This window comes from Nonomuraea sp. NPDC049028 (assembly GCF_043197735.1).
GTDB lineage: Bacteria > Actinomycetota > Actinomycetes > Streptosporangiales > Streptosporangiaceae > Nonomuraea.
Window position 1 is genome coordinate 706600 of sequence record NZ_JBICTR010000004.1, and the last position, 26931, is coordinate 733530.

The window sequence follows — 26931 nt, forward strand, 5'->3', positions numbered from 1 at the left end:
AATACAGGGTAAGGATGGTTTAAGTGAGAGAACTCCCCCTGATCAGCCTTAACTCGATGGTGAGCCTAGGTACCAAGGTCAGTGAGTGGCCGACGAAGGATGTCGTCGACGCGGCCCTGGCGGATCCGCAGTGGCGGCCAAAACCATTCGTCGAATTCGTTCTCAAAGTTCACAGCAGGTGCAACCTCTCGTGTGACTATTGCTACGTATACGAGATGGCCGATGACAGCTGGAAAGACAACCCGGCCACTATGTCGAAGGACACCGTGGACCAGGCCGCCGCCCGCTTCGGTGAACACATGCGGGCCCACGCCGATGACATACCTGATGCCAAGGTGGTTCTGCACGGCGGCGAGCCGCTCATGGCGGGCCCCGAACTGATCACCTATCTCACTGAGCGCTTCCACGCCGAGACGCCACCTGGCATCGAGCTCGACATCCGTATGACCACGAACGCGGTGCTCCTCACCCCGGACAACCTCCGGCTGATGCGTGAATGTGGAATCCGCGCCTACGTCAGTCTGGACGGAGGTCGGGAAGCGCATGACCGGCACCGCAAGTACGCGAACGGTCGCGGCAGCTACGACGCGACCATCAGCGGCCTCAACGCCCTGCGCACCCCGGAGTATCGCGACCTGTTCTCCGGCCTGCTGTGCACGGTCGACGTGGCCAACGACCCGATCGACGTCTACGAGATGCTCATTGCCCATGAGCCGCCCATGGTCGACTTCCTGCTCCCGCATGGAAACTGGAACCAGCCGCCGCCGGCCTGGGGTGGCGACTCGAATACCACGACGTACGCCGACTGGCTGATCCCGATTTTCGATCGATGGTATGACGCTCCGGTACGTCCGACGTCGATCCGCCTGTTCGACGAGATCATCAACCTCGTCCTGGGCGGGCACAGCCACGCGGAGACCGTGGGACTCGCACCCTTCCAATCGCTCACTATCGACACCAACGGCTCGATCGACTTCTGCCACCAGCTCAAGTCGTCCTTCAATCGAGCCGCGATCAGCGGCCACCATGTGTCACGTGACTCGCTCGACGCGCTCATGCTGCAGCCCGGCTCGGTCGCCCGGCAGATCGGTGCTGACGCGCTCTGCGACACATGCAAGGCCTGCCCGATCAGCAACATCTGCGGCGGTGGACTCTACGCCCACCGCTACAAGGTCGGAACCGGCTATCTCAACCCGTCCGTCTACTGCGCCGACTTGTCCCGTCTTATCGGCCACATCGTCGAGCGTGTGGCCAAGGACGTACTGGAACACAACTAACCCAGCGGCGCCTTCCCGAGCAGGACAGCCCGAAGACCGCGAACACGACGCGGTCTTCGGGCGTTCGGCGAAATTCTTAAGTTCCTCAGGCCCCGCGCGCCCACCGGGCAGAGTCCTCGGTAACCAGGCCGAACCCGTCCGGGTTCACGAACGCACCTGAACACCGACTACTACCCCGACGTCATCAGCGGCTGGAACAGCGGCGACTGCCTGGCCGAGATCACCCGCCGCCTAGGCCGTGTACCGCTTCCCGCTCAACGCCATCCCCGCCTCTGTCTCGCGGGCGGCACGGCGGCGATCGACCACGTGACGCTGCCGTCGGGCATGTCGGCGGGCACCTACGCGCTGCTGCTCGACCTACCCGACCCGCAGCTGTCGTCCCGGCCCGAATACTCGATCCGGCTGGCCAACGAGAACGTCTGGGAGGCCACCAACGGCTTCAACAGCCTGCTGCCACCGTCCACACCCGGTGCTCGGCCGTGGACAGCTCCTCGACGCACATGCCTGAATTCTGCCGCGCGCCCAACGGCCGCCGATCATTTGACGCCGATCGACATCTCCACCTCTGTGCCGGTGCACGCGGTCGCTCCGGCGGGCGGGCTCAGGGCCGCCACCTTGCCGATCCAGTCGGGTCCCTTCCGGTAGCCGACCTTCACCGTGAAGCCGGCCTTCTCCACGGCCGCCTTTCCCGCGTCAAGCGGCCAGCCGCGCGCGTCGGGCACGCGGGCGCGGGCCGCGCTCATCACCAGGTCGACCGTGCTCGTGCCCGGCCGTAGGGCGGCGCGCAGGACTTTGCCGGGCGGGCCACCGGTGGAGCAGTCCGGGGTGAGCTTTCCGGGGGCCAGCCCGGCCTGCTGGAGTCTGGACGCCGCGTCCTTCTGCCGCAGCCCGGCCACGACCGGCACCGTCGGGCTGGGTGTCGCGCTGGGGGTGGCCGGACTGGTCCCGGTCAGGCCGGTCGTGGTCAGGTTGGTTGTGGTCAGGTTGGCTGTGTCCAGGCTGGTCGCGCTCGGGCTGGGCGTCGGGGGGTGGGTGGTGACGGTCGCGCCGGTCCGGGTGTCCGCGCTCACCGTCCGCGGGGCCCACGGCCGTACGGCTGCCGCGCCTACGCCGACACCGACCAGCAGGGCGGCGGCCACCGTGAGCGCCACGCGACGCCCCGACCGCGCACCACCGGACGGCCCGGCGGACGGCCCAGTGGACGGCCCAGTGGACGGCTCAGCGGGTTGCTCGGTAGGCGGATCAATAGGCGGCTCGGCGGACAGGGCGGCGGGTGGGGCGAGGTCGGCGGCGGCCTTGAGGTCGCCCGACCTGCCCCCGAGGAGCGTCAGCAGGAGCTCCTGCGCGGTGGGCCGGGTCGCCGGGTCCTTGGCGAGGCATCGCTCCACCAGGTCGCGCAGCGGCAGCTGGATCGGGGACAGATCGGGCGTATCGTTCAGCACGCGGTTGATCACCGCAGGAATCGAGTCCTGCCCGAACGGCGCCTTCCCCATGGCCGCGAACGCGATCGTCACACCCCAGGCGAACACGTCGGAGGGGGCGCCCGCGGGCAAGCCGGCGAGTTGTTCCGGCGAGATGTACGCGGGCGTGCCCATGATCTGACTGGTCGCCGTGGCCGTGGTGTCCGCCTCACGAGCGATGCCGAAATCGATGACGCGTGGACCGTCGGGACCGATCAGCACGTTTCCCGGCTTGAAGTCGCGATGCACGATGCCGGCCTGGTGGATGGCGGTCAGGGCGGTGGCGGTCCCGATCGCGAGCCGCTCCAGCGCGCTCCCGATGACCGGACCGTCCTTCGCCACCCGTTCGGCCAAGGAGGGCCCGTCGATGAACTCACTGATCAAGTACGGCTGACCGCCGAGCATCCCGGCGTCCACCACCTGGGCCGTACAGAATCGGGCCACCTGTTTGGCCAGGGCCACCTCGCGCATGAACATGCGCTGCGCCCGCTCGTGGTCCCACGACCCGGCGTTCAGCAGTTTCGCGGCGACACGCTGCCCGGTCGGCCCGTCCGGCCCGTCCGCTTCCGCGAGGTACACCTCACCTTGGCCGCCTCTGCCGATCCGGCCGATCACCCGATAGACGCCCAGCCGGCGTGGGTCACCCGTACGCAGGGGCTCGATAGCGCGCATCGCTTCCTCCCGAGAAAGTCACCCCTTATTCGCGTCAGTCCCACACGCGGATTGCGCGAAATACTAAAACCCTTATTTCCTACCTGTTGTGTTGACTATAGGAGCGTCCCCGATCTACGGTGAGAACTGTGACGCCCATGGTTCTCACCATCCGAGGTCACGTGGACTTCTGCCGCGTGGCCAGCGCGCTCTGTCCGTCCTTCCGTTGATCGGCCGACATCCCATCTCCTGGAAGGACCACATCCATGTCAACCCTGCACATCGACCCCGTAGCGGGCCGGATCGGCGCCCAGGTCAGCGGTGTACGGCTCGGCGGCGACCTGCCCGCCGACGTCGTCGCCGAGATCCGCCTCGCGCTGCTCGCCCACAAGGTGCTCTTCTTCCGCGGCCAGGACCACCTGGACGAGGAGCGGCAGGTCGCCTTCGCCCGGCTGCTCGGCGACCTGACCACCGCGCACCCCACCGTGCCCGCCCTCGACGACAACGCGCACATCCTCGACCTCGACTATCGCAAGGGGCACAAGGTCGACCGCTGGCACACAGACGTCACGTTCGTCGACCGGCCGCCGCTCGCCTCGGTCCTGCGGGCCATCACCGTTCCCCCGGCGGGCGGCGACACGCTGTGGGCCAACACCGTGGCCGCCTACGAGTACCTGCCCGCCGAGCTGCGTGACCTGCTCGACCGGTTGCGGGCCGTACACACCAACCAGTACGACATCGCGACGTCGGAGGATCCCGCGCGGACCCGCGAGTACGCCGAGGTCTTCGCCGCCACCGTCTACGAGACCGAGCACCCGGTGGTGCGCGTACACCCGGAGACGGGCGAGCGGGCCATCCTGCTGGGCGACTTCGCCAAGCGGCTGATCGGACTGTCGGCGCAGACCTCCGCCTCGGTCATCAAGCTGATCCAGGAGCAGGTCACCCAGGTGGAGAACACCGTCCGCTGGCGATGGGCGCCCGGCGACGTGGCCATCTGGGACAACCGCGCCACCCAGCACCGCGTCGTGCACGACTTCGGCGACCAACCGCGCCGCCTGCACCGGGTCACGATCGCGGGCGACGTCCCGGTGGACGTGGACGGACGGACCAGCACGGTGCTGAAGGGGGACGCGGCCGCGTACTCACCTGTCGCGGCCTGACCCCGCGAACGGCCTGTCGTCCAGGGAGACGACTACGCGGCCTGGCCGAGCGAGACCGCCGATCGATCGAGGGGGTGGTCCCGCCCGGCCAGGCCGGGATGGTGGGCGGCCGGGCGTGCATTTCCTATTGGTCGCGGACCGGGATCGGCTCGGCCAGCGCAGCCCGGCTGGGAGGTGCGGGGAAGGGGTCGGCGAAGTATTGGGTCTCGTGCGTCACGAGGCCATCGGTGATCTCCATGACGCTGAGCGAGTGTGTGGGCACGCCGTCATAGGTGATCACACACTCACTCACCCAAACGCCGCCGCCGCCCAGGATCCTGCGGATGGTGAAGTGGCGTTCGGCCGGGTGCCCGCCGCGTTGCGCCTGGATCCTCGCCCGGCCTCTGAAGCGCTCGCCCGACTGCGGGTAGTCCAGGATCGCGTCCGCGGCGTAGATCGAATGCTCGGCGTCGACATCGCCGCGTTCGGAGGCCGCCCAATGCTCCTGGAGCCGAGCCCGGATCTCAGCTTCGGGATCCCTTGCGCTGTTCACTCGTTACACCCCTCGTGACCAGTAGAAATGTCGCTCGGCCCGCACGATAGATGCTACTTGAGGGTTCGCCTGCGGCTCGGGACGGCTCAGGCCAGTTCGTCGGCGAGGGCCCGTTCGATGCGCTGCCAGGTCTCGGCGTGGTACGGCGAGTCCTCCTGTGCCAGGAAGGCGTGTGGGGCGCCCGCCAGGACGACCATCTCGTGCCTGATCCCGTCGGACTGAAGGCGCTCGGCGATGGCCGTCCGTTGCTCTTCGGTGATCGCGTGGTCGCGGTCGCCGACGATGTACACCAGCTTGCCCTTGATGCCCGGGGTCAGGTCGAGCGTGGGTTCCGGGCTGCTCACCGGGATGTCGGTGCCCGTCAGCCAGCCCGCGTATCGGTCAGCCCGAACAGCTGGTGGGCCACGATGACGGCCGGATACACGCCGTCCCCGGCGGGGCGGACGAGGTATCCACCCATGGGACCGTCGCTGGTCAGCACCGTGGGATTCACGGTGCCGTGCCGGTGCCTGAGGCGACGTCGGCAAGGGCGGACAGGACGGCTTCGGCCACACCTGTGGCGGAGGCTGGGTTCTGGCCTGTCACCAGGCGGCCGTCGCGGATCACCTGGGGCTGGAAGTCGGGGGCGGGCACGTGGTCGGCGCCCAGTTCGCGCAGGCGGGAGGCGAGCAGGAAAGGAACCACCGAGGTCAGCCCGACGGCCGCCTCCTCGGCATCGGTGAAGGCCGCCACCCGGCGCCCCGCCACCAGCGGCGTGCCGTCGGACAATGTCACGCCGACCAGGGCAGCCGGGCCGTGGCACACGGCGGCGACTACGCCGCCGTTCTCCCAGATGGTACGGGTCAGAGCGGCCATGGCAGGGTTGTCAGGGAAGTCCCACATCGTGCCGTGCCCGCCGGCGAACAGGATCGCGCTGTACCCGGACGGATCAACATCCTCCGGCCGAGGTGTTTTGCCAAGCGACGGCAGGGCGAGGAAGCGTTGCTGGACGGGGTCGTCCAGGTCCACCCCGTCGCGCGGCGGCTCGCCACCGGCGACGCTCACGAGGTCGACCTCGAATCCGGCCTTGGTGAAGAGCTCCCAGGGATGGGCCGCCTCCGGGACGTAGAAACCCGTGTCCCTGCCGGTGTCGCCCAGTGCGGCGTGGCTGGTCAGTGCGATCAGAATGCGTTGGGTCATGGCCCCATGATCGCCCTCGGGGGCCATCGGCCGCCAATAGCCCCATGTGGGTGCATCCATCAGCATTCTGATAGCTGGCCGCTCCGCCCACGACCGTATCCCTGTGACGGTCCGTGGTGGCTAGGGTCCTTCGGGAAGGACACCTGCTCCGGAGGAACGGAAGGATCCAGCGACTTTGGTCGGCCTTGGAGGCTGCCAAAGGTCGATGTGCCGGTGGGCTCGGCTTCTCTAGCGTCGGGATCATGACACTGACCGAGGCGCCGGGCTCACGGCGTGTGCACGAGATCGACGCCGTCCGGGGGTTCGCGCTGGCGGGCATCCTCGTGGCGAACATCGGGTTCTTCGCCGATCCCGGCTACGCCGTGGGGACGGGCATCTTGCCCATCACCGAGGGGCCGGTCGCATACCTCGTCAGCACGCTGGTGCTGACGAAGTTCTACATCCTGTTCTCCTTCCTGTTCGGCTACTCCTTCACGCTCCAGACGCGCGACGGGGTCAACGTCAAGGCCAGGATGCTGCGGCGCTGCCTCGGGCTCTTCGTGATCGGCGTCCTGCACGGGTTCCTGCTGTGGGTCGGCGACATCCTCACGCTGTACGCCACCCTCGGAGTGATCCTGCTGGCGATGCGCGGCATCTCGCCCAGGAAGGCCGTCGTCACCGGCTGCGCCATCATCGGCGTCATGTCGGTGATCTGGCTGCTGCTGGCCGGGCTGACCCTGCTCGACCCGGCGACGGGCACGGCAGCGGGCACGGCGGCGGTGACCGACGCGGCGGCCGGGGCGCGGGCGGAGGCGCTGGTCACGGGTGGGCCGTTGAGCTTCCTGTCGTTCCAGGTGGAGACGTACCCGGCGCTGGCCGCGATGGTGTGGATCGGGCAGGGGCCGATGGCGATGGCGATGTTCCTGTTCGGGCTGGCGGCGGGCCGGTCAAGGCTGTTCGAGGAGCCGGAGCGCTGGGCCCATCTCGTGCCGCGCGTCCAGTGGATGGGCTTCGGCGTCGGCCTGCCCGCCGCGGTCTTCTTCACCTGGGCGTCGTCCTCGTCCGGGGACACGCTGGATCTGGTCGCGCTGGCGGTGAACAACGTGGGTTCGGTGCTGCTGACGGCCGCCTACGTGGTCACCCTGCTCCAGGCGTTCAAGCGCTTTCCCGCCGTCATCGGCGTGCTGTCGCCGGCCGGGCGGGTGGCGGCCTCCAACTACATCGGGCAGTCGCTGCTCTGCTGCCTGGTCTTCACCGGCTACGGACTGGCCCTGGCGGGCAAGTTGTCGCCGCTCGCCGTGATGGGCGTGGCCGCGGTGATCTACGCGCTCCTGCTCGGGCTGAGCTGGTGGTGGCTGCGGAGCCATCGTTACGGCCCGATCGAGTACGGCCTTCGCCGCCTCACCGCGGGTCGGGGTTGACACGGATCAGGGCCTGGTCTTCTCTGCAACGAAAGGGCGGACCCAAGGGGGCACGGCATGGCCATGGTTCGACGGTTCACACTCGCCCTCACCGTCGCCGTCGCGCTGGTCGGGCTCCCGGTCATACCGGCGCAGGCCCGGGGTCCCGCCCCGGCCGGGCCGGGTGTGGCGTCTCACTTCGGGTTGGCGCGCAAGGACTGCGTCGGGACGGCCACGGGCCGGGCCTCGAAGGTCTGGTACACGGTCGCGGGCGGCGTGCTGTCAGACGTCTACGAGCCGACCATCGACAACACCAACGTCGAGACGATGCAGTTCGCCGTCACCGACGGCACGACGTTCACCGAGCTGCAGTCCCGCGACACCACCTACAAGGTGAGCACCGACCGCTCCGGCATGACCTGCACGATCACCTCGTCCAGCAAGGCCGGCCGCTACCGCCTGACCTCCACCTATCTCACCGATCCGGACAGCGACGCCGTCGTGGTCAGGACCCGGCTCCAGCCGGCCGGACTGCGCCTGTACATACGGCTGGACGCGAGCGTCAACGGCAACGGAGGCGGCGGCACGCCGAACGGCGGGGCCGACAGCGGCGTGGTCGACGGCCCGACCGGCGCCCCGGTGATCTCCGACTCGAACACCGAGACCTCCGCGCCCGCCCGCGACTACGCCGTACCCACCCACCTGGCGCTGCGCGCGGAGCGGCGGCTGCCCCAGGCGGGCGTCGGCTACGCGGGAACGCCCAGCGACGGCGCCGCGCAGTTGGACACCGACCACACGCTGACCCCCAACGCCACCGCGCCGGACGGCAACGTGGTCGCCACCGCCCGGCTGCCCCTGGACGGCTCGGGTGCGGTGACCTTCGCGCTCGGCTTCGGCCGTACGGCGGCCGCCGCGTTGCGGACCGCGGGCGAGGCCGCCACCCGGCCGTTCGAGACCACCCGAGCCCGGTACGAGGCGGGCTGGGCCACCTACGACGCCGGGCTGCGCAAGCCGCCCGCCTCGCTCGCCGACGCCTACCGCTTGTCCGCCAACGTGCTGAAGGCGAGCGAGGACAAGACCTTCCCCGGAGCCGTCGTCGCCTCGCTGGCCAGCCCATGGGGTCAGGCGGTCGGCGCGGGCGAGAAGGTGGGCGGCAAGGCGGTCTATTTCGGGTCGTATCGCGAGGTGTTCGCCCGCGACCTGTACGAGGCGTTCACCGGCTTCCTCACCGACGGCGACCTGGCGACCGCCCGCGCCACGGCCCGCTTCCTGCTGGAACGCCAGCAACTGCCCGACGGCCGCCTGCCGCGCAACTCCCTGCTGAACGGCCGGCTCGCCCCCGACTCGGGCGGCGACCAGCTCGACGAGAGCGCGTACCCGATCCTGATGGCCCACCAGGCCGGGATCGGCGCGGAGCTGTGGGAACACGTCCGCCAGGCCGCGGACTTCCTGGTCGCGCACGGGCCCGCGTTCGGCGTCGAGCGCTGGGAGGAGCAGCAGGGCTACTCGCCGTCCACGATCGCGGCCGAGATCGCCGGTCTCGTCGCCGCCGGGGAGATCGCCGCCGGCCGCGACGACCAGGGCCGGGGCAGGCTCTACCGCGCCACCGCCGACCACTTCGCCCGCTCGGTCAAGGGCTGGACGGTCACCACGACCGGCCCGTACGCCCCCCGCTACTTCCTGCGCCTGTCGCGCACCGGCGACCCGGACGCCGCCGCCCCGTACAACCTCGGCAACGGCGGCCCGACCGAGGACCAGCGCCGGGTGATGGACGCGGGCTTCCTGGAGCTGACCCGGCTGGGCGTCCTGCCCGCCACCGACCCCGACGTGCTGGCCAGTCTGCCGGTCGTGGACCGGGTGATCGGGCGTACGACGCCGAACGGCCGGGGCTGGTACCGCTACGGCTCCGACACCGCGGGCACCGAGGACGGCTACGGCGACTGCTACGAGCCCGACCCCACCTCCTGCGCCCCGTCCGGGCGGCCCTGGCCCACCGCGAACACCGGCTCGGGCCACCTGTGGCCGGTCCTGTCCGGCGAACGGGCCGAGCAGGCGTTGCAGACCGGCGACCCGCGTACGGCGGCGTCCCTCCTGGCGGCGATGCGGGCCATGTCCTCCGGCACCGGCCTGGTCCCGGAGCAGGCGTGGGAGAACCCGGACCTGGCCGCCGCGCCGTACGGCACCGACCCGGCCACCGCCTCGATCGGCTTCCGCGACGGCGAGCCCGCCGGCTCGGCCTCCCCGCTGACCTGGGCGCAGGCCCAGGAGGTACGGCTGATCCTCTCGCTCGCGGCGGGCCGCCCGGCCGAGCAGCCCGAGATCGTACGCCGCCGCTACGCCGCCCACGGCATGCCCGCGACGGCGCCGCTCACCGTCACCGCCCCGGCGGAAGGGAGCACCGCCACCGGCACATCGGTCACGGTCGAAGGGACCACCGCGCCCGGTGCGCGCGTCGACGTCGCGGCCACGCCCATCGACATCGGCGCAGCCACCAAGGTCGTCTCGGTACGGGCCGGAGCCGACGGCCGCTTCACCGCCCAGGCGCCGGTCTCGTTCGGCGAGGTCGTACTCACCGTGACCGCCACAACCCCCGACGGCCGCACAGTGACCACCACAACCACCAAGACCTCCGACGGCCGCACCGGGTACGCCCGGCGGTCGATCGTCGGCGACATCACCGGCGCCACGACCGTGCTCGACGTCACCGACCCCGACGGCGACGACGACGGGCCGGGCACCTACGCCTACCCGACGGCCGCCGACTTCCACGCGGGCGCCTTCGACCTGCGCAGGTTCCAGGTGATCACGGACGCGAGCACCGTCTACCTGCGCGCCGAGATCGCCGACCTCACTCCCACCTTCGGCAGCCAGATCGGCGCCCAGCTGCTCGACGTGTACGTCCAGGACCCGGCCGTGACCGCACGCTCGACCGATCCGGCGTTCCCGCAGCGCAACTACCGCATCGCCGAGCAGGACGCCTGGTCGCAGCGGGTCGAGGCGCAGGGCTTCGCCGCCCCGGTCTGGGTGACGGCCGCCGGCGCCGCCCGGTCCGGAGCCGCCGTCCGCGGCTCCGGAACCACCCGAACGATCACGATCGCCCTGCCCAAGGCGGACTTCGGCACGCCGGGGCCCGGCTGGCGGTTCGCGGTCGTGCTCGCCGGTCAGGACGGGTTCAGCGCCGACCAGGCCAGGGGTTTCACCGCCACTCCCCAGCCGTACCAGTTCGGCGTGTGCGCCCCCGGCGGGACCGCTCCCCTGTGCTCCGTCGACCCCGGCGGCGTGCCCAAGGCCGTGGACGTGCTCACCCCGGCCGGACAGTCGCAAGCCGACGAACTGAACCCGCTCCTCGGCCCGGTCACTCTGCGGGCGGTTCGGGTCCCCTGAGGCTGAGGAGAGGCAGGTCGGGGAACAGGTGGCTGACCAGGAGTGTCGCCGTGCGCATCGCGGCGGCGACGATGTCGTCGTTCGTCGCCTCGGTGCCCTGAGCGGCCAGCACGGCGCTGTGCACGCTGAGCAGAGCCAGCCGGACGCTGAGCTGATCCTGCACTGAGGCTCCGGGCCCCAGGATGAGCCGGGTGGCCCGGTCGGTCCGCTCCAGCGGGCTGCTCTGACCCGTCGGCATGGCCGTCTTCAGGGCGGTGTGGTTGGCGACGGCGAACCGCATGTTCCGCACCCCCTGCTGGCTGCTCATCGTGAGCCACCGGCTCAGGAGCTCGGCGGCCAGCTCCGGGGAGTGCGGCTGCCCGGCCGCCCAGTCGAGCAGCTCGTCCATCGCGCGCATGTGGTCGGTGAAGAGGCTGACGATGACGGCCTCTTTGCTGTCGAAGTGGTAGTAGAGCGCCGCCTTGGTGATGCCCAGTTGCTCGGCGATCTCGCGCATAGAGGTGGCGTCGTAGCCGTGCTCGGTGAACAGGGTCAGCGCGGCCTCCTGGATCTCGGCTCGCGTCTGGCTGCCCTTGCGCCGCGCACCCGGCGCCGACTCCGTCTTGGTCATGGCTCTTCCCTCTTGCTTCAAAACTGTTACACAGCCTATTTGCCTACCGGCCGGTTAGCAAGTACGCTTGCCGACCGACAGGTAAGTTCTATGGATCGACAGGAGTGCACGTCATGGCCAAGGACAGCGCGGACACCGCCTCGGGAGCGGAAGAAGAGCAGGTCGGGTTAGGGTTCAGCCACCGCCAGATCCTGGTGACCATGAGCGGTCTGGTCGTCGCCATGCTGCTGGCGATGCTGGACAACATGATCGTCGCCCCGGCGATTCCCACGATCGTGGGCGAGCTGGGCGGCCTCGAGCACCTGGCATGGGTGACCACCGGCTATGTCCTGGCCTCCACCGTGGCCACACCGATCTGGGGCAAGCTCGGCGACCTCTACGGCCGCCGCATCATCTTCACCACCGCTGTGGCGATCTTCCTGCTCGGTTCGGTGCTGTGCGGCGCGTCCCAGGATATGGCGCAGCTGGTCGCCTTCCGCGCCGTCCAAGGGCTGGGCGCGGGCGGACTGATGGTCGGCGTGCTGTCGATCATCGGCGAGATGATCCCGCCGCGCGACCGCAGCAAGTACCAGGGCGTGATGATGGCCGTCATGCCGGTCGCGATGATCGGCGGCCCGCTCATCGGCGGTTTCATCACCGACAACCTGAGCTGGCGCTGGGCCTTCTACGTCAACCTGCCGCTCGGCGCGGTCACCCTGGTCCTGTGCTGGATCACCCTGGCCAAGCTGCCCAAGGGCACCGGCAAGGCCGTGATCGACTGGTGGGGCACCGGCCTGCTGACGATCTGGATCACCGCCCTGGTGCTCGTCACCAGCTGGGGCGGCACCCAGTACGAGTGGGGCTCCGGGCAGATCCTCGGGCTGATCGCCCTGGCCGTGGTCGCGTTCGTCGCCTTCATCTTCGTCGAGCGGCGCGTGGCCGAGCCGATCATGCCGCTGCGGGTCTTCAAGAGCCTCAACTTCTCGCTGTCCGGCGCGGTCGCCTTCATCTCGGGGTTCGCGATGTTCGGCGCGATGGGCTTCCTGCCGCAGTTCCAGCAGTTCGTCCAGGGCTCCTCGGCCACCAACAGCGGCCTGCTGCTGATGCCGATGATGATCGCCTCGATGGCCGTCAGCCTGGCCGCCGGCCAGCTGATCAGCAAGACCGGGCACTACAAGTCGGTGCCGATCGTCGGCGCCGTCCTGGTCACCATCGGCCTGGCGCTGTTCGCCACCATGGACGTCGCCACCTCCACCACGGTGACCGCCCTCTACATGGTGGTCCTCGGCGCCGGCATGGGCGGGCTGATGCAGACCAGCACCCTGATCGCGCAGAACAGCCTCGCGCTGCGTGACATGGGCGCGGGCACCGGCGTGTCGACCTTCCTCCGCAACATGGGCAGCTCGCTGGGTGTCTCGCTGCTCGGTGCCGTCTACACCAGCCACCTGACCGACACCCTCGTCGGCACTCCCGCCGTCGCCGGCCAGGCCGCCTCGATGACCCCGCAGCTGCTGCGCCGCCTGCCCGAGGCGGTCCAGAACCTGTTCCAGCAGGCGGTCACCAACGGCATCACCGCGCTGTTCACCTGGGGCGCGGTCGTGGCCGCCATCGGCATCGTGGCCGCCCTGTTCATCCGCCAGGTCCCGCTGCGTGGCGCCGCCACGCCGCAGGCGGCCCAGGCCAAGGCCGAGGCCGAGTCGGTCGCCATGAGCGGCTGAGTCCGCACGGGCGGGGGTCGCCCCGGCCACGTAAGGGTGCGGTTCCGATCACCTGATGACCGGAACCGCACCCTTACGGTTTTGTCGGGCCGCTCGAAGAAGCGGCTCAATAGGGCTGCTTCTTCGAGCGAAGCGGCCCGGGATCAGTAGGGACGTTGGAGGAAGCGGCCCAGGCGCGGGTCGTAGAGGCGCCCGCCGATCAGGACCGTCCCGTCCGGCGTGGTCGAGTGGAGCTTCCCGCCGAGCCAGCCGTACCTGCGCTGCTGCGACGCCACTCCATACTCGTCGTAGCCGAGCACGGTGGCCTCGCCGGTGCCGAGGTCGAGCTCGGTCCCGACGCTCCCCCCGACGGTGAGCAGCTGGAGCCGCACCGAACCCCCGGCGCCCGTGAGCGCGCCCAGCTCGCCTCCGGCCCCGATGACGTTCCTGACGACTTCCCCCTTCTCAACAAGCCACGCGGGCTGATCGCCGGCCGAGCCGTAGTGATGGACCGTGACCGCGCCCCCCGGGGTGGTCTCCGACCTGACGCGGCCCGCCGGGTCGCGGGTCCAGGTGAGGCTGGTGCCGCCGACTGTCTGCTTGACCGGTACGCCGTCGGCGAAGTAGTCGATCCCCCGGCCACCGGGCAGTGAGGTGGTGCGGCCGGCCGGGTCGTAGGCGTAACCGTCACCCACCAGCCTGCCGTCCGCGTACGCGTAGGTCGTGATCTTCGAAGCCGCGTCGTTCGCCTCCGGACACTCCTCGTCGGACTCCTGTACGGCCAGCCGGACCCGGTTGCCCGCGCCGTCGTAGCCGTAGCGGCGCAGCGTGCACAGCGGGAACGCCATGTCCAGCACCGAGGCGAGCTGCCCCGCCTTGTCGTAGCCCAGCTGCCGCTCGCTCATGGTGTCGCTGCGCATGTTCAGCAGTTCCTGACCGTGGATGTTCCGGCCGACCTGGTCGATCATCACCGGGCCTTCCACGCCGTCGCGGGTGTAGACCCGGGCGAAGTTCTGCCCGCGCTCGTCGTACACGGAGAGCAGGTGCAGCCCGCCCGGCAGATCGCCCTCGACCTGGTGGCCGTCGGCGTCGTAGCGGGCGGTGAAGGTGCCCGCGACCGAGTCGGTGACCGAGGTGAGCAGGCCGCGTGGCTCGGCCGCGTGGTCGTAGGTGTAGACCCTGGTGGACGGGGCCGAGTCCGTGACCTTGGCCGGGCGGTCGAGGTCGTCGTACTCGGTGCGGGTCTGGCCGCCGTCCGCGTCGGTGTGGGAGATGACCCGGCCCAGCCGGTCGTAGGCCGTCACGATCTTCTCCGTGCCGCGCCACCGCTCGGTGGGCCGGCCGCTGGCCGGGCTGTAGCCGATGCCGATCTCGCTCTCCCCGCCGGCCTTGGTCGTGATGGGCCGACCGGCCGCGTCGCGCTTGACCGTGGTGGCGACGCCGCCCTCGATGACCGTGTCCAGCAGGCCGGTGGCGGTGTAGGTGGAGGTCCGTCCGCCCTCCTGGCACACCAGGCCCGCCCATTCCGGCCGCCCGCCGCAGGGGGCGCCGCCGGTCACCGTGTAGAGGACGGGCGGGGCGGTGTCTGCGGTGACCGCCCGGCCGCCGGGGTCGCGGACCGTCCTGGTCTGCCGGCCGGTGGCCCAGTCGTAGGCGATGGCGGTGGTCTTGACGTCCACGTCCGGCTTGGACTCGCGCCCGACTATGACGGCGCCGGTCTTGACGGTGGTCGGCAGGTCACGGGCCGCCGCGCCGGTCGGGCGGCCCTCGTCGTACGTGCTGACGGTCCGGCTCCTGGCGCCGATGCCGTATCCGGCCGGCAGGTCGTCCACGTCGGACTCCAGGTTGATGATGTGGACCGGGCTCAGCTCCTCGAGCTTGCGACGGCCGGAGTCGTCGTAGACCGAGCGGGTGGACAGCAGGTCCGCCCGCTCCTCGGAGCCGTAGGCGGTGATGGCCAGCTCGGCGAGCCGGTTGTCGGTGGTCGGCCGCTGTGACAGCTCCCTGTTCGCCGCGGTGAGCACGCGCGTCGCGTGGCCGAACCGGTCATAGTCGGTCGCGGACAGGTGCCCGCCGGGGGTGAGCACGTTGACCGCCCTGCCCGACTCGTCCAGGTACGTCACGGTGGGGCGGGTGGTGGAGTTCGGTGGGTGGACCGCCGTGGCCGTCACGGGTGCCACCGCCTGTCCCCAGGCCACGATGGTCGTGGCCGTCAGGTCGGCCGGGCCGCCGGCCGCCTTGCTGAGCGGCACTCCGTACACGATGGTGGTCTTGGCCTCGCCCGCGATCTGGTCGGCGGTGCCGGGCTTGAGCGTGGGGCGGGCGACGCTCTTCAGGCGGCCGTCGGCGTCGTAGCCGAAGGTCCACGGCAGCTCTCCCGGCGGGGTGAGCGTCGTGACGCGGCCCGCGCTGTCATAGCCGTAGGTGGTCTTCAGCGCCGGGGTGATTCTCGGGTCCCAGGTCTCGGACAGGCGTCCGGCGGCGTCGTAGGAGTACTGGGTGACCACGGCGCCCTGGAAGGACACGGTGCTGAGGCGGCCGTCCGTGCCGTAGCCGAAGTCGATCGTGTGGCCGGATCGGGTGAGCGACTTCGGCCGGTCCTGGTCGTAGGTGTACTCGGTGGGCAGGTACCGGTCGCCCTGCTTGGCGAACGTGGTCGCCTGCCCTCGGGAGTCGCTCAGCGTGTACGTGCCGGTGAGCGTCAGGTCCTCGGCGCCCCGCTCGGGCCGCCATCCGTCCTTGGTCCTGGTGAACTGGACCGGCGTGCCGTCAGCCCTGGTCACCTGGACCGAGTTCGGCGAGGTCTCCACGAGTGAGGCGAGGCCCTGGGACCAGCCGGGGTTCCGGGACGTGGCCGTCCGGGTCAGAGTCAGGCCGAACGGGCCGCCCGCGGTCGTCTGGAGGCGGTAGTCGCCGGTCAGCAGGTTCACCGTGCCCGGCCCGACCTCGCTGGTCGCCGCCTCGGTGGCGCGGCGGTCGACGACGATCTCGGCCGACGTCGAGGCCACCGGGCCCGCCGTGCTGCCGACGAGCGCGCGCACCTGCGGCGCCGCGTCGCCGAGCTGGGTTCCTGCGTCCCAGACCAGGCCGGACACCCCGTTGGGCGCGGCCACAGGCCAGGCGGTCAGGGGCTTGCCGTCGGCGGTGAGCACGTTCGCCACGGGGAGGTCGGCCCACTCGTCGGTGTCGGCCCGCCGGTACTGGAACGTGGCCTGGGTGAAGCCGAAGCCGGTCACCGCGAGCGGGACCTTGCCGGTGCTCCGCAGGCCGTCCTTCGGCGCGGCGAGCGTGGCCACGGCCGCGCCCGAGCCGACGTTGAAGGCGTACGCGGTGGCCGGCGAGGCGTTCCCGGCCTTGTCCAGGGTGTACACGGTGAGCGTGTGGGGACCGACGGCGGCCGGGGTCAGCTTGACCGAGACGGCCGCGCCGGTGGTGAGCACCTTCGTGACCGCCGCACCGTCCAGCCGGTAGGCGAGCCAGCCGGAGTCGGTGTTCGCGGGCTTGAGCGTGAAGGTGCCCGCTTTGCCGGCGTCGCCGTGCCAGCCTCCGTCGGCCGGGTAGTCGGCCGAGGCCACCGAGGGGGCGGGCGGCGCGACGGTGTCCACGGCGAACGTGGCCGTCTGGTACGCCTTCGACGTGAGCGAGCCGTCGTTGGCCCACGACCGGATCGTGTAGGTCTTGCCGTTGGCCAGCTTGCCGGCCGGCACGTTCGCGCCGGAGAAGCCGTTGCTGGCCACGTACGCGCCGTAGAGGTTGTCGATGACCAGCGTCGAGCCCGCGTACACGTCGAACAGGCCGCGCACGTTGCCGCCGTCAGGGTCGCGCACGTGGTTGCGCAGCTGCGGCGTGAGCGTGTTGGTCCAGATCGTGCCGTCGTAGTCGGTGTACGGGGACAGCCAGGTGGAGACCGGGGTGCTCGGGTAGGAGTTGTACGTCACCGAGATGTACGGCACGTGGGCCGAGGCGTTGCCCGAGTTGAACCGCTTCCAGGCGTACTCGTCGGTCTCACTCGCGGCCCGCAGGCCCATGCCGGACTCCTTCCACCCCTCGTTGGCCCAGTACTGGACCAGCGAGGTGACGTTGGCGCTCACCCAGCCGTCCGCGCAGCCGCTCCCCCAGCCCTTGGTCTCGCTGGAGGCGGCGTAGCGATCGGCCAGCGCCGGGCCCGGCCAGCGCGAGGACGTCGAGGCCCGGTTGGCCGACCACACCTCCCACGACCTCGTGTTGCACGACCAGGAGTGGAAGTTCCACAGCTTCAGCGACGCCGAGACGATCTTCTTGCCCGCGATGCCGGGGATCTTCCATGTGATGAACGACCTGGCGACCTGGCCGCTGCCGTTGTTGCCGATCTTGAGCTCGGTCGAGCCGGACTGGTCGGTGCCGTAGCCCTCCTGCACGAAGGTGTCGAAGACCTGGCCGAGGTTGAGCGAAGGGTCGACAGTGACGGGGTACTTGGTGGCCGGGTCGCCGAGGAAGGCGGGGTCGGGGGTGAGGACGAGGTCCTGGCCGGACACCTTCATGGCGACGGGCGCGCGGTGCGGGTGGTCACCGGAGCCCGGGTCCACCGTGGCATCCCACATGACGGGCGCCGGGATGGTGGCGGTCGTCCGGCCCTTGCCGTCCACCAGCTCGACGCCGCCGTCCGGAGCCTGGCGGGGCCGCACGCCGGGCGCGCTGAGCCTCAGGGTGTACGAGAGCGGGGCGGCCGGACGGGACTTGACCAGCAGGAACTGCTCGGCGCCCGTCCTGGTGGCGGTGACGATCAGGTCGGCGCCCGGCATGACGTCGGGGTACGTGGCCGTCTCGCCGGACAGGCTTGGCGTGGGCAGCGCGCCCTTCCACTGCAGGCTCACCTTGGCGGCGCCCTCGCCGACCGTGATCAGGTCGGTCGCCGCCTCGCGGGCCAGACCGGACCGTCCGCCGCCGAAGGTGAGCGCGCGGCCGTGGCCTCGGGTCACGATCTCGCCCGACGGCGCCTTGGTGAGCGAGATGTCGACCGGAGCCCACTCGCCGTCGCGGCGGAACCTGACGGGGCCGGCGAACGAGTCGACCGTCAGCGTGCCGTCCGGGTTGGCGTAGGTGGTGGTGGTCTCGGTACGGGCGTCCGCGACCTCGACCCGCCGGCCGGTCAGCCGGGCGGACAGCCGGGCGGAGGGCTCGTCGGCCGCGCTCGGCTCGGCCGTGAGACCGGCGGGCGCGCTGGGATCGCCCACCGGCTTCGACGTGGCTTTGGCGGTGGCGGGGACAGCGGTGGCGGCGGGCACGGTGGCTGCGGCCGGGGACGGCTCGGCGGCGGCGGGTGACGGCGGCGCGACGAGGGGGAGAAGCAGGAGAGCGAGGCCACCGGCGAGGGCCCGTGGCGTGATGCCAGGCATGGGTGCTCCGGAAAGTGTGCGGGTAGCGGACGACGCCCCCGCCGAGTCGGCGGGGGCGTCGGGGTGGTGCGGAGTTACTTGCTCTGGCAGCTCTTCTTGCGGACCTCGTACCAGACGATGCCCGGAGCCTGGAACCGGATCGCGAGGCACTGCTTCTTGTTCGCGGCTTCCCGAACCTTGTAGATGACCGAGGCTCCGCCCGTCGTGTAGGCGATCTTGCAGATCAGCTTCGCCTTGCCCTTGAGCTTGTCGCAGCTGCCCTTCAGCGCCTCGATGGCGCCGGCGACACCGGCGACGAACCAGGCGTTGTAGATCTTCTTGGTGAGCTTCTTCGAGAAGATGAGCCGGCACATGGCCTTCCACCACTCACACTGAAGCTTGAGCGCGGGGTCGGCGACCACGGGGTAAGCGGCACCCGCGTGGTTCACCGTCTGGATGAGCGTCATGCCCTCCACCCGGTACGAGGTCGGCACCGCGTTGCCGTTGGCGTCCTTGGCCCAGGGCAGGTCGATCTCGGCGAGATAGATGTCGTTGTTGTAGATCAGGACGGTGCCGTCGTCCTCCTCGACCTCCAGCTCGCTGCCCTCGGGGGCGGAGATCGGGAATCGGTACTCGGTCGGCGCCGAGGAGTCCTTGATGATGGTCATCGCCCGGGCGATCTGGCCGGTGCGCTGGTGCGCGTAGGCGACGCTGGGCTGCTTGGCGGCGTAGGTGACCAGGCCGGGCAGCGGCTGGCTGCCGTTTCCGGCGGCCTCCGGCATGCCGATGCCGATGTCGGTCTCGCTGACGGTCGCGACCAGGGTGCGGTCGGGGTCCGTCGCGATGGCGAAGGGCCGCTGGACGTCGCCCTCGGGGATCTCGGTGGGCGGCGTGGTCTTGGCCTCCTCGACGATCTCGGGGACGACCTGGGTGAGTGCCGCCAGGGCGGGGTCGGTGTCCGCGAAGGCCGGGGTGCCGGCGGAGTTCACGGAGCTCAGGGCAAGAATCGCCGACATGACGGCGACGACGACCCGGGTGGGAATGCGCACGAATGTCCTTCCACTATCGGTGGGGGCAACGCACAAACGCCGCAAACGTAAAGATCATTATTGGCCGGTTAGGTGATCTTGGATGGCCGGACGGTAAACGTTTGCTGTCGTCAGCTGTCCCATCACGGAACGCGATGGAACGCCTTCCTTTTGGAGAACTCATAGGAAGGGACGTCTCTATGATCAGATCCAGCCGCCCGCGCGGCGTCGGCTTCGTCCTGGCCTGGATGCTGGCCGTCCTCGTGGCGGCGGCCGTCGCCGCCGCGCTCACGCTGCTACCGGCGAGCACCGCGTCGGCCTCGGCCCCCGTGCCCGAGCCGTCGACCTTCATCTCGACTCCCCCGGGCGGAGGCGACGTCCTGCTTGTCATGGACTACTTCGACGGGAACGACAAGCTCGTCGGCCAGTTCTGGAGGGGCTGTGGCCAGCCTTCCGGAGGCTGGGGCGTACGGCAGGGGATCCTGCGCATCTTCACTCCGCCCTGCGGACCGTAATCACGACGGGCCGTAATCACGACGGGCCGGGCACCGAAGACGGTGCCCGGCCCTGGTCGTGCCTGCCTTAGCGCTATACGGTGAACCGCGCTCAGCCCATGGCGGCCAGGCCGTGCACCACGGTGCTGGTCAGCGTGCCGATCTCGGCGATGCCGATGGTCACCTTGTCACCGTCGCGCAGCGTGAACGGCAGGTCGGGCACCAGGCTGGTGCCGGTGGAGAGCACGGCCCCGTCGGGGAAGGCGTCGGCGCGGAACAGGTAGCCGGCCAGGTCGTCCAGGCGCCGGTGCAGCTCCGAGGTGGACGCCTTGCCGTCCCACACCGTCTCCCCCGCCCTGGCGATGGTCAGCGTGATGTCCAGCGCGTACGGGTCGGCCACCTCCCAGACGGGCCGGATCGCCGGGCCGACCGCGCACGCGCCAAGGTAGATCTTGGCCTGCGGCAGGTACAGCGGGTTGACCCCCTCGATCGTGCGCGAGCTCACGTCGTCGACCACCGTGTAGCCCGCGATCTCGCCCGCGGAGTTCAGCACCAGGCCCAGCTCCGGCTCTGGTACGTCGATCTCGGAGTCGGCGCGCACGGCGATCCGGCCGCCGTCCCCCGACACCTTCCAGGCCACCGACTTGAAGAACAGCTCGGGCCGTTCGGCGTCGTAGACCAGCTCGTACACGTCGGCCGCCCGCTCGCTCTCGGTCACCCGCGCCTCGCGCGAGCGCCGGTAGGTGACGCCCGCGGCCCACACCTCCATCAGCCCGTCCACGGGCGCGAGCCTGCGCACGGACGCGGACGGGTGCTGCGGGCCGGCCGCGGCGGCGCACCGCTCGCGTAGCTCCGCGACGGGCAGGCGGAGCAGCTCTCCGACGGTGGTGACCCCCTCCAGCTGCGTCACCTGGTCGCCGTCGTCGACGCCGACCGCGTCCGCGCTGGTCAGCGGGCTGACAAACCGTACGATGTGCATGACACTCCCAGCTTCATCTGATGAAGTCCGAACTTCATCAGATGAAAGTCTATGAAAAAACCGACCGTCCCGATACTGTGCCAAACATCCGAATACGGAGGAAACCGTGGCAACTGATCCTTACCCGGACACGGCTCGGCATGCTCACGTCGTGCACGCCCTGGGTGCCCGGATCGTCGACGGTTCGCTGGTGCCCGGCACGCCCATCCCGATCGAGGAGCAACTGGTCAACGAGCTCGGCGTGGGCCGCTCGGCCGTACGGGAAGGCGTGAAGGTGCTGGCCGGCAAGGGCCTGCTGGAGACCAGGAGAAGCGCCGGGACCCGCGTCCGGCCGCGCGAGTCCTGGAGCCTGCTCGACGCCGACGTGCTGAGCTGGCGGTTCGGCGCCGACGCCCAGGCCGGGGACATCCGGGTGCTGGCCGACCTGCGCGTCGCGCTGGAGCCCGGGGCGGCCCGGGTGGCGGCCGAGCGGGCCGACGCGGCGGCCATCCAGCGCATCGACGAGGCCCTGGCCGCACTGCACGCCACGGCCGACGACCCCGACCCCTTCATCGACGCCGACCTGGCCTTCCACCGGGCCGTGTTCGGCGCCGCCGACAACGACCTGCTGCTCTACATCTACGACATGATCAGCATCGCCCTGCGCTCGGTACGGCAGGTGCACACCCGATCGGTCGCGCACAACAAGGAAACGCTGCCCAACCACGAGCGCGTAGCCGTGGCGATCCGGCGCCGCCATCACCGCAAGGCCGAGGAGGCCATGCGCGAGGTGGTCGAGGTCGCCCGCGCCGACGCGCTCCACTGCTGAGGGAATCCATGGACGTCCTGCTCGACGTGGCCGGCCCGGTGGCCGTCATCACCCTGAACAGACCCGCCAAACTCAACGCCATCACCCCCGAGATGGCCGACACGCTGCGCGCCTGCCTCGACCGCGTGGACGCCGACCCCGCCATCCGGGTGGCCGTGCTCACCGGCGCCGGGGAGCGCTCCTTCTGCGTGGGCAGCGACATCCGCGAGCTCGACGCGTACGCCACGCCGTGGGAGTTCCGCAACCGCGGCGACTACGGCGACGCGGTCCGCGCCCTGCGCAAGCCGATCGTCGCCGCCGTCAACGGCTACGCCTACGGCGGCGGCCTGGAGCTGGCCATGGCCTGCGACATCCGGCTGGCCGCCACCACCGCCACCTTCGCCGCACCCGAGATCAAGCTCGGCTGGATCGGCGGCAGCGGCCAGTCCGCCCTGCTCGCCCACTCCGTCGGCCCCGGCAACGCGGCCACCATGCTGCTCACCGGCGACCCGATCGACGCCGCGCGGGCCAAGGACTGGGGGCTGGTCACCGAGGTGCTGCCCCCTGACGAGCTGCTGCCGGCCGTACGAGAGCTGGCCGGGAAGATCGCCGCCCGGCCGCCGATCGCCGCCCAGACGGCCAAGGCCAACCTCAAGGCGGCCTACACCATGCCGCTCGACCAGGCCATCCAGTACGAGCGCGACCTGCAGACCGTCTGCATGGCCACCGCCGACGCGGCCGAGGGCCGGGCCGCGTTCGCCGCCCGCCGCGAGCCGGTCTTCGAGGGGCGCTGATGGGCGTCCTCGACGGTTACCGCGTGGTCGACCTGTCCATCGCCATGGCCGGCCCGCTGGCCGCCATGCGCCTGGGCGACCTGGGCGCGGACGTGATCAAGGTGGAGCCGGTGACCGGCGAGTGGCAGCGCCACGCCCCCGCGGGAGGCGCCACGGGCAACCAGGTCAACGCCTCGTTCCTGTCCCTCAACCGCAACAAGCGCAGCCTGGCCGTGAACCTCAAGTCGGACGAGGGCCGCGACATCGTCCACCGGCTCGCCGCGACGGCGGACGTGTTCCTGCAGAACTACCGGCCCGGCGTCGCCGAGCGCCTCGGCATGGATCACGACACCATCAGCGGGCTCAATCCGCGCGTCGTCTACGTCTCCATGTCCGGGTACGGCGAAAGCGGCCCGTACGTGACGCGGCCGGGACAGGACCTGCTGCTCCAGGCCATGAGCGGCGCCATGCTCAGCACCGGCCGCGACGGCGACCCCCCGGCGCCCGCCGGCACCTACGCGATCGACGCGATCACCGCCTACAGCGCCTTCGAGGGCGCCCTGGCCGCGCTGCTGCACCGCGAGCGCACCGGCGAGGGCCAGCGGGTGAGCGTCAACATGCTTGACGCGGCCATCGCCGTACAGATGCAGGAGCTGTCGGTCTTCACCGTCGGCGGGGTCCCGCAGCGGCGCGGGCGCGAGCCGCACGGCCACACCTACATCCGCGCGCCGTACGGGGTATTCGCCACCAAGGACGGCTACCTCGCGCTCGGCATGCCCAGGCTCGACGGGCTGGCCATCGCGCTCGACCTGCCCGAGCTGGCCGGCATGGACGGACACACCCAGCGCGACGAGATCACCTCGACCGTCGCCCGGCGGCTGCCCGAGCGCACGACCGCCGAGTGGCTGGACATCTGCGCCCGCCACGACCTGTGGGCGGGCCCGGTGTACGGCTATGCGGAGCTGGTGGCCGACCCGCAGGTCCGGCACAACGGCTCGTTCGTCACCTACGACCACCGCACCGAGGGCACGGTCACCACGCCCGGCTTCCCGTACGGCCTCAGCGCCGCCCCGCCCCAGGTACGCAGGGGCGCGCCGCTGGTGGGCGAGCACACCGCGGAGATTCTCGGCGAGCTGGGCTACCCGGCGGAGCGCGCCGCCGAGCTGGTGGAGAAGGGCGTGCTGGCGTGCGCGGACTGACCTGGGACCACCCCCGCGGCCACGCCCCGCTCGACGAGCTCACCCGTCTCGACCTGGCCGGGCCGAACCCGTACGGCGACGTGCCCGAGCCGATCGAGTGGCACCGGCAGCCGCTCGAAGGCTTCGAGTCCGAGCCGATCGCCACGCTCAGCGCGTCATACGACGTGCTGGTGATCGACCACCCCGGACTGGGCGCGGCGCTGGACTCGCTGGTGCCGATGGACGAGTTGTTCGCGCCGTCCGAGCTGGCCGATTTCCGCGCCCGCACCGTCGGCCGCTCCTATGAGAGCTATCACCTGGACGGACGCCAGTGGGCGCTGCCGCTCGACGCGGCCGCCCAGGTGGCCGCCGCCTGGCCGGGCACGCACATTCCGGAGACCTGGCCGGAGACGGTGGAGTTCGCGCGGAAGGGCGGGCGGCTGGCGCTGTGCCTGGGCGGGCCGCACGCCTTCCTCATGTTCTGCGCGCTGTGCTCGGGCGACTTCCTCGACCGCGAGGCGGGACTGCGGGCGCTGGAGCTCATGGCCGAGCTGCTCGCGCTGGCCGACCCCGAGGTCTCCCTGCGCAACCCGATCGGCGTCCTCGACGCCATGGCGGCGGGCGGGCCCGACCTCTGCCCGCTGGTGTACGGGTACGCCACCTACCCGCTGGCCTTCGCCGACGCCCCCTCCTGGCCCGGCGAAGCGCCGGGGAGCGTGCTCGGCGGCACCGGGCTGGCGGTCTCCAAGAGCCGGGTGCGCGACAGCGGGACCAAGGACGCCGTACGAGCCCACCTGCGCCGGTTGCTCTCGGAGCCGGTGCAGACCGGGCTGTTCCCCGCCACCGGCGGCCAGCCCGCCGCCCGCTCCGCCTGGGACGCCTCGGGCTTCTACCGCGACACTCGCGACACCGTGGAGGCGGCCTGGATCCGGCCGCGCTTCCCCGGCTACATCGGCAAGCAGGAGCGGACCTCCGCCCTGCTCCGCGACGGGCTGACCGCCCGCAGACCGGCCAGAGACCTGCTCGACGACCTGCACAGGGAGTGGACATGACCACGGCGCTGGTAACCGGCGCGGCCGGCGCGCTCGGCCAGGCGATCGTGCGCCGCCTGACGGCCGACGGCCACCAGGTGGCGGCGCTCGACCTCGACGCCGGCTCGCTCGACGGCGCGCTCAACCTGGCGGCCGACCTGCGCGAGCCGGCCGCCATCGAGGACGCCTTCACCCGTACGGCCGCCGCGCTCGGGCCGGTCGGCATCCTGGTCAACAACGCGGCCATCTATCCCAGCAGGCCCTTCCTGGAGGTGCCGCCGGCCGAGTACGACGACGTGCACGCGGTCAACCAGCGCGCCTACTGGCTGGCGGCCCAGCACGCGGCCAGGCAGATGACCTCGCTGGGCGCCGGCGCGATCATCAACATCGCGTCGATCACCATGCACGGCGGCTGGCCCGACCTGGCCGCCTACGTCGCCACCAAGGGCGCCGCCACCGCCCTGACCAGGGCTCTGGCCCGCGAGCTCGGGCCGCGCGAGATCCGCGTCAACTGCGTCTCGCCCGGCGCGTTCCCCACGGCCGCCGAGGAGATCCATCCGGATCCCGAGGCGTACAACCGGTTCGTCCTCGAACGGCAGGCGCTCCAGCGGCGCGGCCGCCCGGAGGAGCTGGCCGCCGTGGTGTCCTTCCTGGCCGGCCCCGACGCGTCCTTCGTCACCGGCCAGACCATCGAAGTCAACGGAGGGTGGGTGATGGCATGACGCCGACCCGCAGGCAACTGGCGGAGCTCACCGGCGACCCGGCCGCGATGGGCGGGGTGCGCCTGGTGACGCTCGGCGACGGCGCCGAACGCGGCATCCGGACGCTGGAGTTCCGCACCGGCTCGGGGCTGGCCTTCGACGTGCTGGTCGACCGGTGCATGGACATCGGCGCGGCCGAGCACGCCGGACGGTCCTTCGGCTGGCGCTCCCCCACCGGCTTCCGCCATCCGGGGCTGCACGAGAACAACGACGAGGACGGCCTGTCCTGGCTGCGCTCGTTCTCCGGGCTCATGGTCACAGGCGGCCTCGACCACACGCTGTTCGGCGGCGAGGTCCCCGCCGACACCTACCGATATCCGCCCCGCCAGTCCGTACGGCATGGCCTGCACGGCCGCGCGGGCAACCTGCCCGCCCGGCTGACCGGCTACGGCGAGCGCTGGGACGGCGACCACTGCGTCCTGTGGGCCGAGGGAGAGGTACGGCAGGCGGCGGTCTTCGGCGAGAACCTGACCCTGACCCGCCGCATCGAGGCCGACCTGGGCGGGGACGAGATCCGGCTGACCGACACGGTGACCAACGCCGGGTTCGAGCCGACGCCGCACATGTTCCTCTACCACATCAACCTCGGCTGGCCGCTGCTCGACGAGGGCGCCCGGTTCGAGGCGGACATCCGCGAGACCCTGTGGCAGAGCGACAGCGTCGCCGAGCAGGGGGCCGACCACCTGACGCTGCCGGGGCCGGTGCCGGGCTTCGTGGAGCAGGTGTACGAGCACGCGCTGAACCCCGGCGCCGAGGGCCTGCACCGGGTCGCGGTGGTCAACGACCGGCTGGGCATGGCGGTCAGCGTGGAGTTCCGGGCGGCGCAGTTCCCGTGCTTCTTCGAGTGGCTGAACCTGCGCTCCGGCAACTACGCGATCGGTTTGGAGCCGTCCACCCACCACGTGGGCGGCGACGCGGCGGCCCGCGAGGACGGCAGCATGATCTGGCTGGGGGCTCAGGAGTCGCGCACCTACCAGACCACGTTCAGGGTCGAAACGGCCTGAGTCCATAAGGAGGACCCGGTCCGCACCTGACTTTCGGTGCGGACCGGGTCCTCTGCTTTTTCCGCCAGGCAATTCATGAATTATCGGCTAAATCAGACGTGCTTGAATGGTCGAATAGCCAGAGAGAGCCATTGATTGGCTGCGGAACGGCCTTTAGCATCGAAGACGCCTCGACCGGACCACCAGCGTGAAGGCGACCGAGAATTCGATGACAGAGCCGCTCACATTCCGCGC

22 protein-coding genes are annotated in these 26931 nt (G+C 70.8%); 13 read left to right on the plus strand and 9 right to left on the minus strand.

The annotated features are described in order from the left end of the window. Positions 1-23 precede the first annotated feature (23 nt). Both ACGFJ2_RS18695 and ACGFJ2_RS18700 read left to right on the plus strand, forming a co-directional pair. Entirely contained in the window at positions 24-1277 is a 1254-nt protein-coding gene (locus tag ACGFJ2_RS18695; protein WP_357947893.1) for an FxsB family cyclophane-forming radical SAM/SPASM peptide maturase, read from the plus strand. A gap of 219 nt (positions 1278-1496) precedes the next feature. Further along, positions 1497-1922, plus strand: coding sequence for a DUF4832 domain-containing protein (locus ACGFJ2_RS18700; RefSeq protein WP_358174780.1), 426 nt, complete (start codon positions 1497-1499; stop codon positions 1920-1922). Here ACGFJ2_RS18700 and ACGFJ2_RS18705 read toward each other — a convergent pair. After that, complete coding sequence (locus tag ACGFJ2_RS18705) at positions 1814-3409, minus strand: protein kinase (protein ID WP_393469734.1); 1596 nt, start codon at positions 3407-3409, stop codon at positions 1814-1816. The genes ACGFJ2_RS18700 and ACGFJ2_RS18705 overlap by 109 nt on opposite strands. Before the next feature lie 245 nt (positions 3410-3654). Here ACGFJ2_RS18705 and ACGFJ2_RS18710 point away from each other — a divergent pair, with 245 nt between their 5' ends. Further along, complete coding sequence (locus tag ACGFJ2_RS18710; RefSeq protein WP_393469737.1) at positions 3655-4548, plus strand: TauD/TfdA dioxygenase family protein; 894 nt, start codon at positions 3655-3657, stop codon at positions 4546-4548. Between the two features lie 124 nt (positions 4549-4672). Here ACGFJ2_RS18710 and ACGFJ2_RS18715 read toward each other — a convergent pair whose 3' ends face one another. The 4 genes from ACGFJ2_RS18715 to ACGFJ2_RS18730 form a co-directional block, all read right to left on the minus strand. Next, a complete protein-coding gene (locus ACGFJ2_RS18715; protein WP_357947886.1) occupies positions 4673-5080 on the minus strand; it encodes a nuclear transport factor 2 family protein in 408 nt (135 codons plus the stop codon). Between the two features lie 86 nt (positions 5081-5166). Next, positions 5167-5424 (minus strand): dienelactone hydrolase family protein, encoded by a 258-nt coding sequence (locus tag ACGFJ2_RS18720; protein WP_393469740.1) that lies wholly within the window; start codon positions 5422-5424, stop codon positions 5167-5169. Positions 5425-5441: 17 nt separating this feature from the next. Continuing rightward, a complete protein-coding gene (locus ACGFJ2_RS18725; RefSeq protein ID WP_393469743.1) occupies positions 5442-5573 on the minus strand; it encodes a hypothetical protein in 132 nt (43 codons plus the stop codon). Next, positions 5570-6259 carry a type 1 glutamine amidotransferase domain-containing protein gene (locus tag ACGFJ2_RS18730; RefSeq protein WP_357947880.1) on the minus strand — a complete coding sequence of 230 codons (690 nt, stop codon included), beginning with the start codon at positions 6257-6259 and terminating at the stop codon, positions 5570-5572. Before ACGFJ2_RS18730 ends, ACGFJ2_RS18725 begins: the two co-directional genes overlap by 4 nt. A gap of 242 nt (positions 6260-6501) precedes the next feature. On the opposite strand from ACGFJ2_RS18730, the gene ACGFJ2_RS18735 reads away from it, so the two are divergent. Together ACGFJ2_RS18735 and ACGFJ2_RS18740 are read left to right on the plus strand one after the other, a co-directional pair. Then, complete coding sequence (locus ACGFJ2_RS18735; RefSeq protein ID WP_393469746.1) at positions 6502-7659, plus strand: DUF418 domain-containing protein; 1158 nt, start codon at positions 6502-6504, stop codon at positions 7657-7659. Between the two features lie 57 nt (positions 7660-7716). Further along, positions 7717-11022 carry a glucodextranase DOMON-like domain-containing protein gene (locus tag ACGFJ2_RS18740; protein ID WP_393469749.1) on the plus strand — a complete coding sequence of 1102 codons (3306 nt, stop codon included), beginning with the start codon at positions 7717-7719 and terminating at the stop codon, positions 11020-11022. Here ACGFJ2_RS18740 and ACGFJ2_RS18745 read toward each other — a convergent pair. Then, on the minus strand, positions 10994-11632 hold the full coding sequence (locus tag ACGFJ2_RS18745; protein WP_357947874.1) for a helix-turn-helix domain-containing protein: 639 nt from the start codon (positions 11630-11632) through the stop codon (positions 10994-10996). The genes ACGFJ2_RS18740 and ACGFJ2_RS18745 overlap by 29 nt on opposite strands. 113 nt (positions 11633-11745) lie before the next feature. Between ACGFJ2_RS18745 and ACGFJ2_RS18750 the strand changes: the two genes are divergently transcribed. Further along, the gene (locus tag ACGFJ2_RS18750; RefSeq protein ID WP_393469752.1) at positions 11746-13329 is read left to right on the plus strand and encodes an MDR family MFS transporter; all 1584 of its coding nucleotides are present in this window, start codon (positions 11746-11748) and stop codon (positions 13327-13329) included. A gap of 143 nt (positions 13330-13472) precedes the next feature. Here ACGFJ2_RS18750 and ACGFJ2_RS18755 read toward each other — a convergent pair whose 3' ends face one another. Both ACGFJ2_RS18755 and ACGFJ2_RS18760 read right to left on the minus strand, forming a co-directional pair. Continuing rightward, the gene (locus tag ACGFJ2_RS18755; RefSeq protein ID WP_393469755.1) at positions 13473-18683 is read right to left on the minus strand and encodes a DNRLRE domain-containing protein; all 5211 of its coding nucleotides are present in this window, start codon (positions 18681-18683) and stop codon (positions 13473-13475) included. A gap of 74 nt (positions 18684-18757) precedes the next feature. Next, positions 18758-19711, minus strand: coding sequence for a hypothetical protein (locus tag ACGFJ2_RS18760; protein ID WP_393469758.1), 954 nt, complete (start codon positions 19709-19711; stop codon positions 18758-18760). 179 nt (positions 19712-19890) lie between these two features. Between ACGFJ2_RS18760 and ACGFJ2_RS18765 the strand changes: the two genes are divergently transcribed. Further along, a complete protein-coding gene (locus ACGFJ2_RS18765; protein WP_357947865.1) occupies positions 19891-20205 on the plus strand; it encodes a DUF6289 family protein in 315 nt (104 codons plus the stop codon). A gap of 91 nt (positions 20206-20296) precedes the next feature. On the opposite strand, the gene ACGFJ2_RS18770 is transcribed toward ACGFJ2_RS18765, so the two are convergent. Then, positions 20297-21163, minus strand: a complete 867-nt coding sequence (locus ACGFJ2_RS18770) for a fumarylacetoacetate hydrolase family protein (RefSeq protein WP_393469761.1) — start codon at positions 21161-21163, stop codon at positions 20297-20299. A 106-nt stretch (positions 21164-21269) separates the two neighbouring features. On the opposite strand from ACGFJ2_RS18770, the gene ACGFJ2_RS18775 reads away from it, so the two are divergent. Genes ACGFJ2_RS18775 through ACGFJ2_RS18800 form a run of 6 tightly spaced genes read left to right on the plus strand, consistent with a single transcriptional unit; the run spans position 21270 to position 26697 of the window. Continuing rightward, positions 21270-21971, plus strand: a complete 702-nt coding sequence (locus tag ACGFJ2_RS18775) for a FadR/GntR family transcriptional regulator (RefSeq protein WP_358173986.1) — start codon at positions 21270-21272, stop codon at positions 21969-21971. Positions 21972-21979: 8 nt separating this feature from the next. Further along, positions 21980-22744: an enoyl-CoA hydratase/isomerase family protein gene (locus ACGFJ2_RS18780; protein ID WP_393469764.1), complete on the plus strand. Its 765-nt coding sequence runs from the start codon at positions 21980-21982 to the stop codon at positions 22742-22744. Continuing rightward, positions 22744-23922, plus strand: coding sequence for a CaiB/BaiF CoA transferase family protein (locus ACGFJ2_RS18785; RefSeq protein WP_393469767.1), 1179 nt, complete (start codon positions 22744-22746; stop codon positions 23920-23922). Before ACGFJ2_RS18780 ends, ACGFJ2_RS18785 begins: the two co-directional genes overlap by 1 nt. Next, on the plus strand, positions 23910-24953 hold the full coding sequence (locus ACGFJ2_RS18790) for a hypothetical protein (RefSeq protein WP_393469770.1): 1044 nt from the start codon (positions 23910-23912) through the stop codon (positions 24951-24953). Before ACGFJ2_RS18785 ends, ACGFJ2_RS18790 begins: the two co-directional genes overlap by 13 nt. Continuing rightward, the gene (locus ACGFJ2_RS18795; protein WP_393469773.1) at positions 24950-25654 is read left to right on the plus strand and encodes an SDR family NAD(P)-dependent oxidoreductase; all 705 of its coding nucleotides are present in this window, start codon (positions 24950-24952) and stop codon (positions 25652-25654) included. Before ACGFJ2_RS18790 ends, ACGFJ2_RS18795 begins: the two co-directional genes overlap by 4 nt. After that, positions 25651-26697, plus strand: coding sequence for an aldose 1-epimerase family protein (locus ACGFJ2_RS18800; RefSeq protein WP_393469776.1), 1047 nt, complete (start codon positions 25651-25653; stop codon positions 26695-26697). Before ACGFJ2_RS18795 ends, ACGFJ2_RS18800 begins: the two co-directional genes overlap by 4 nt. Positions 26698-26931 lie beyond the last annotated feature (234 nt).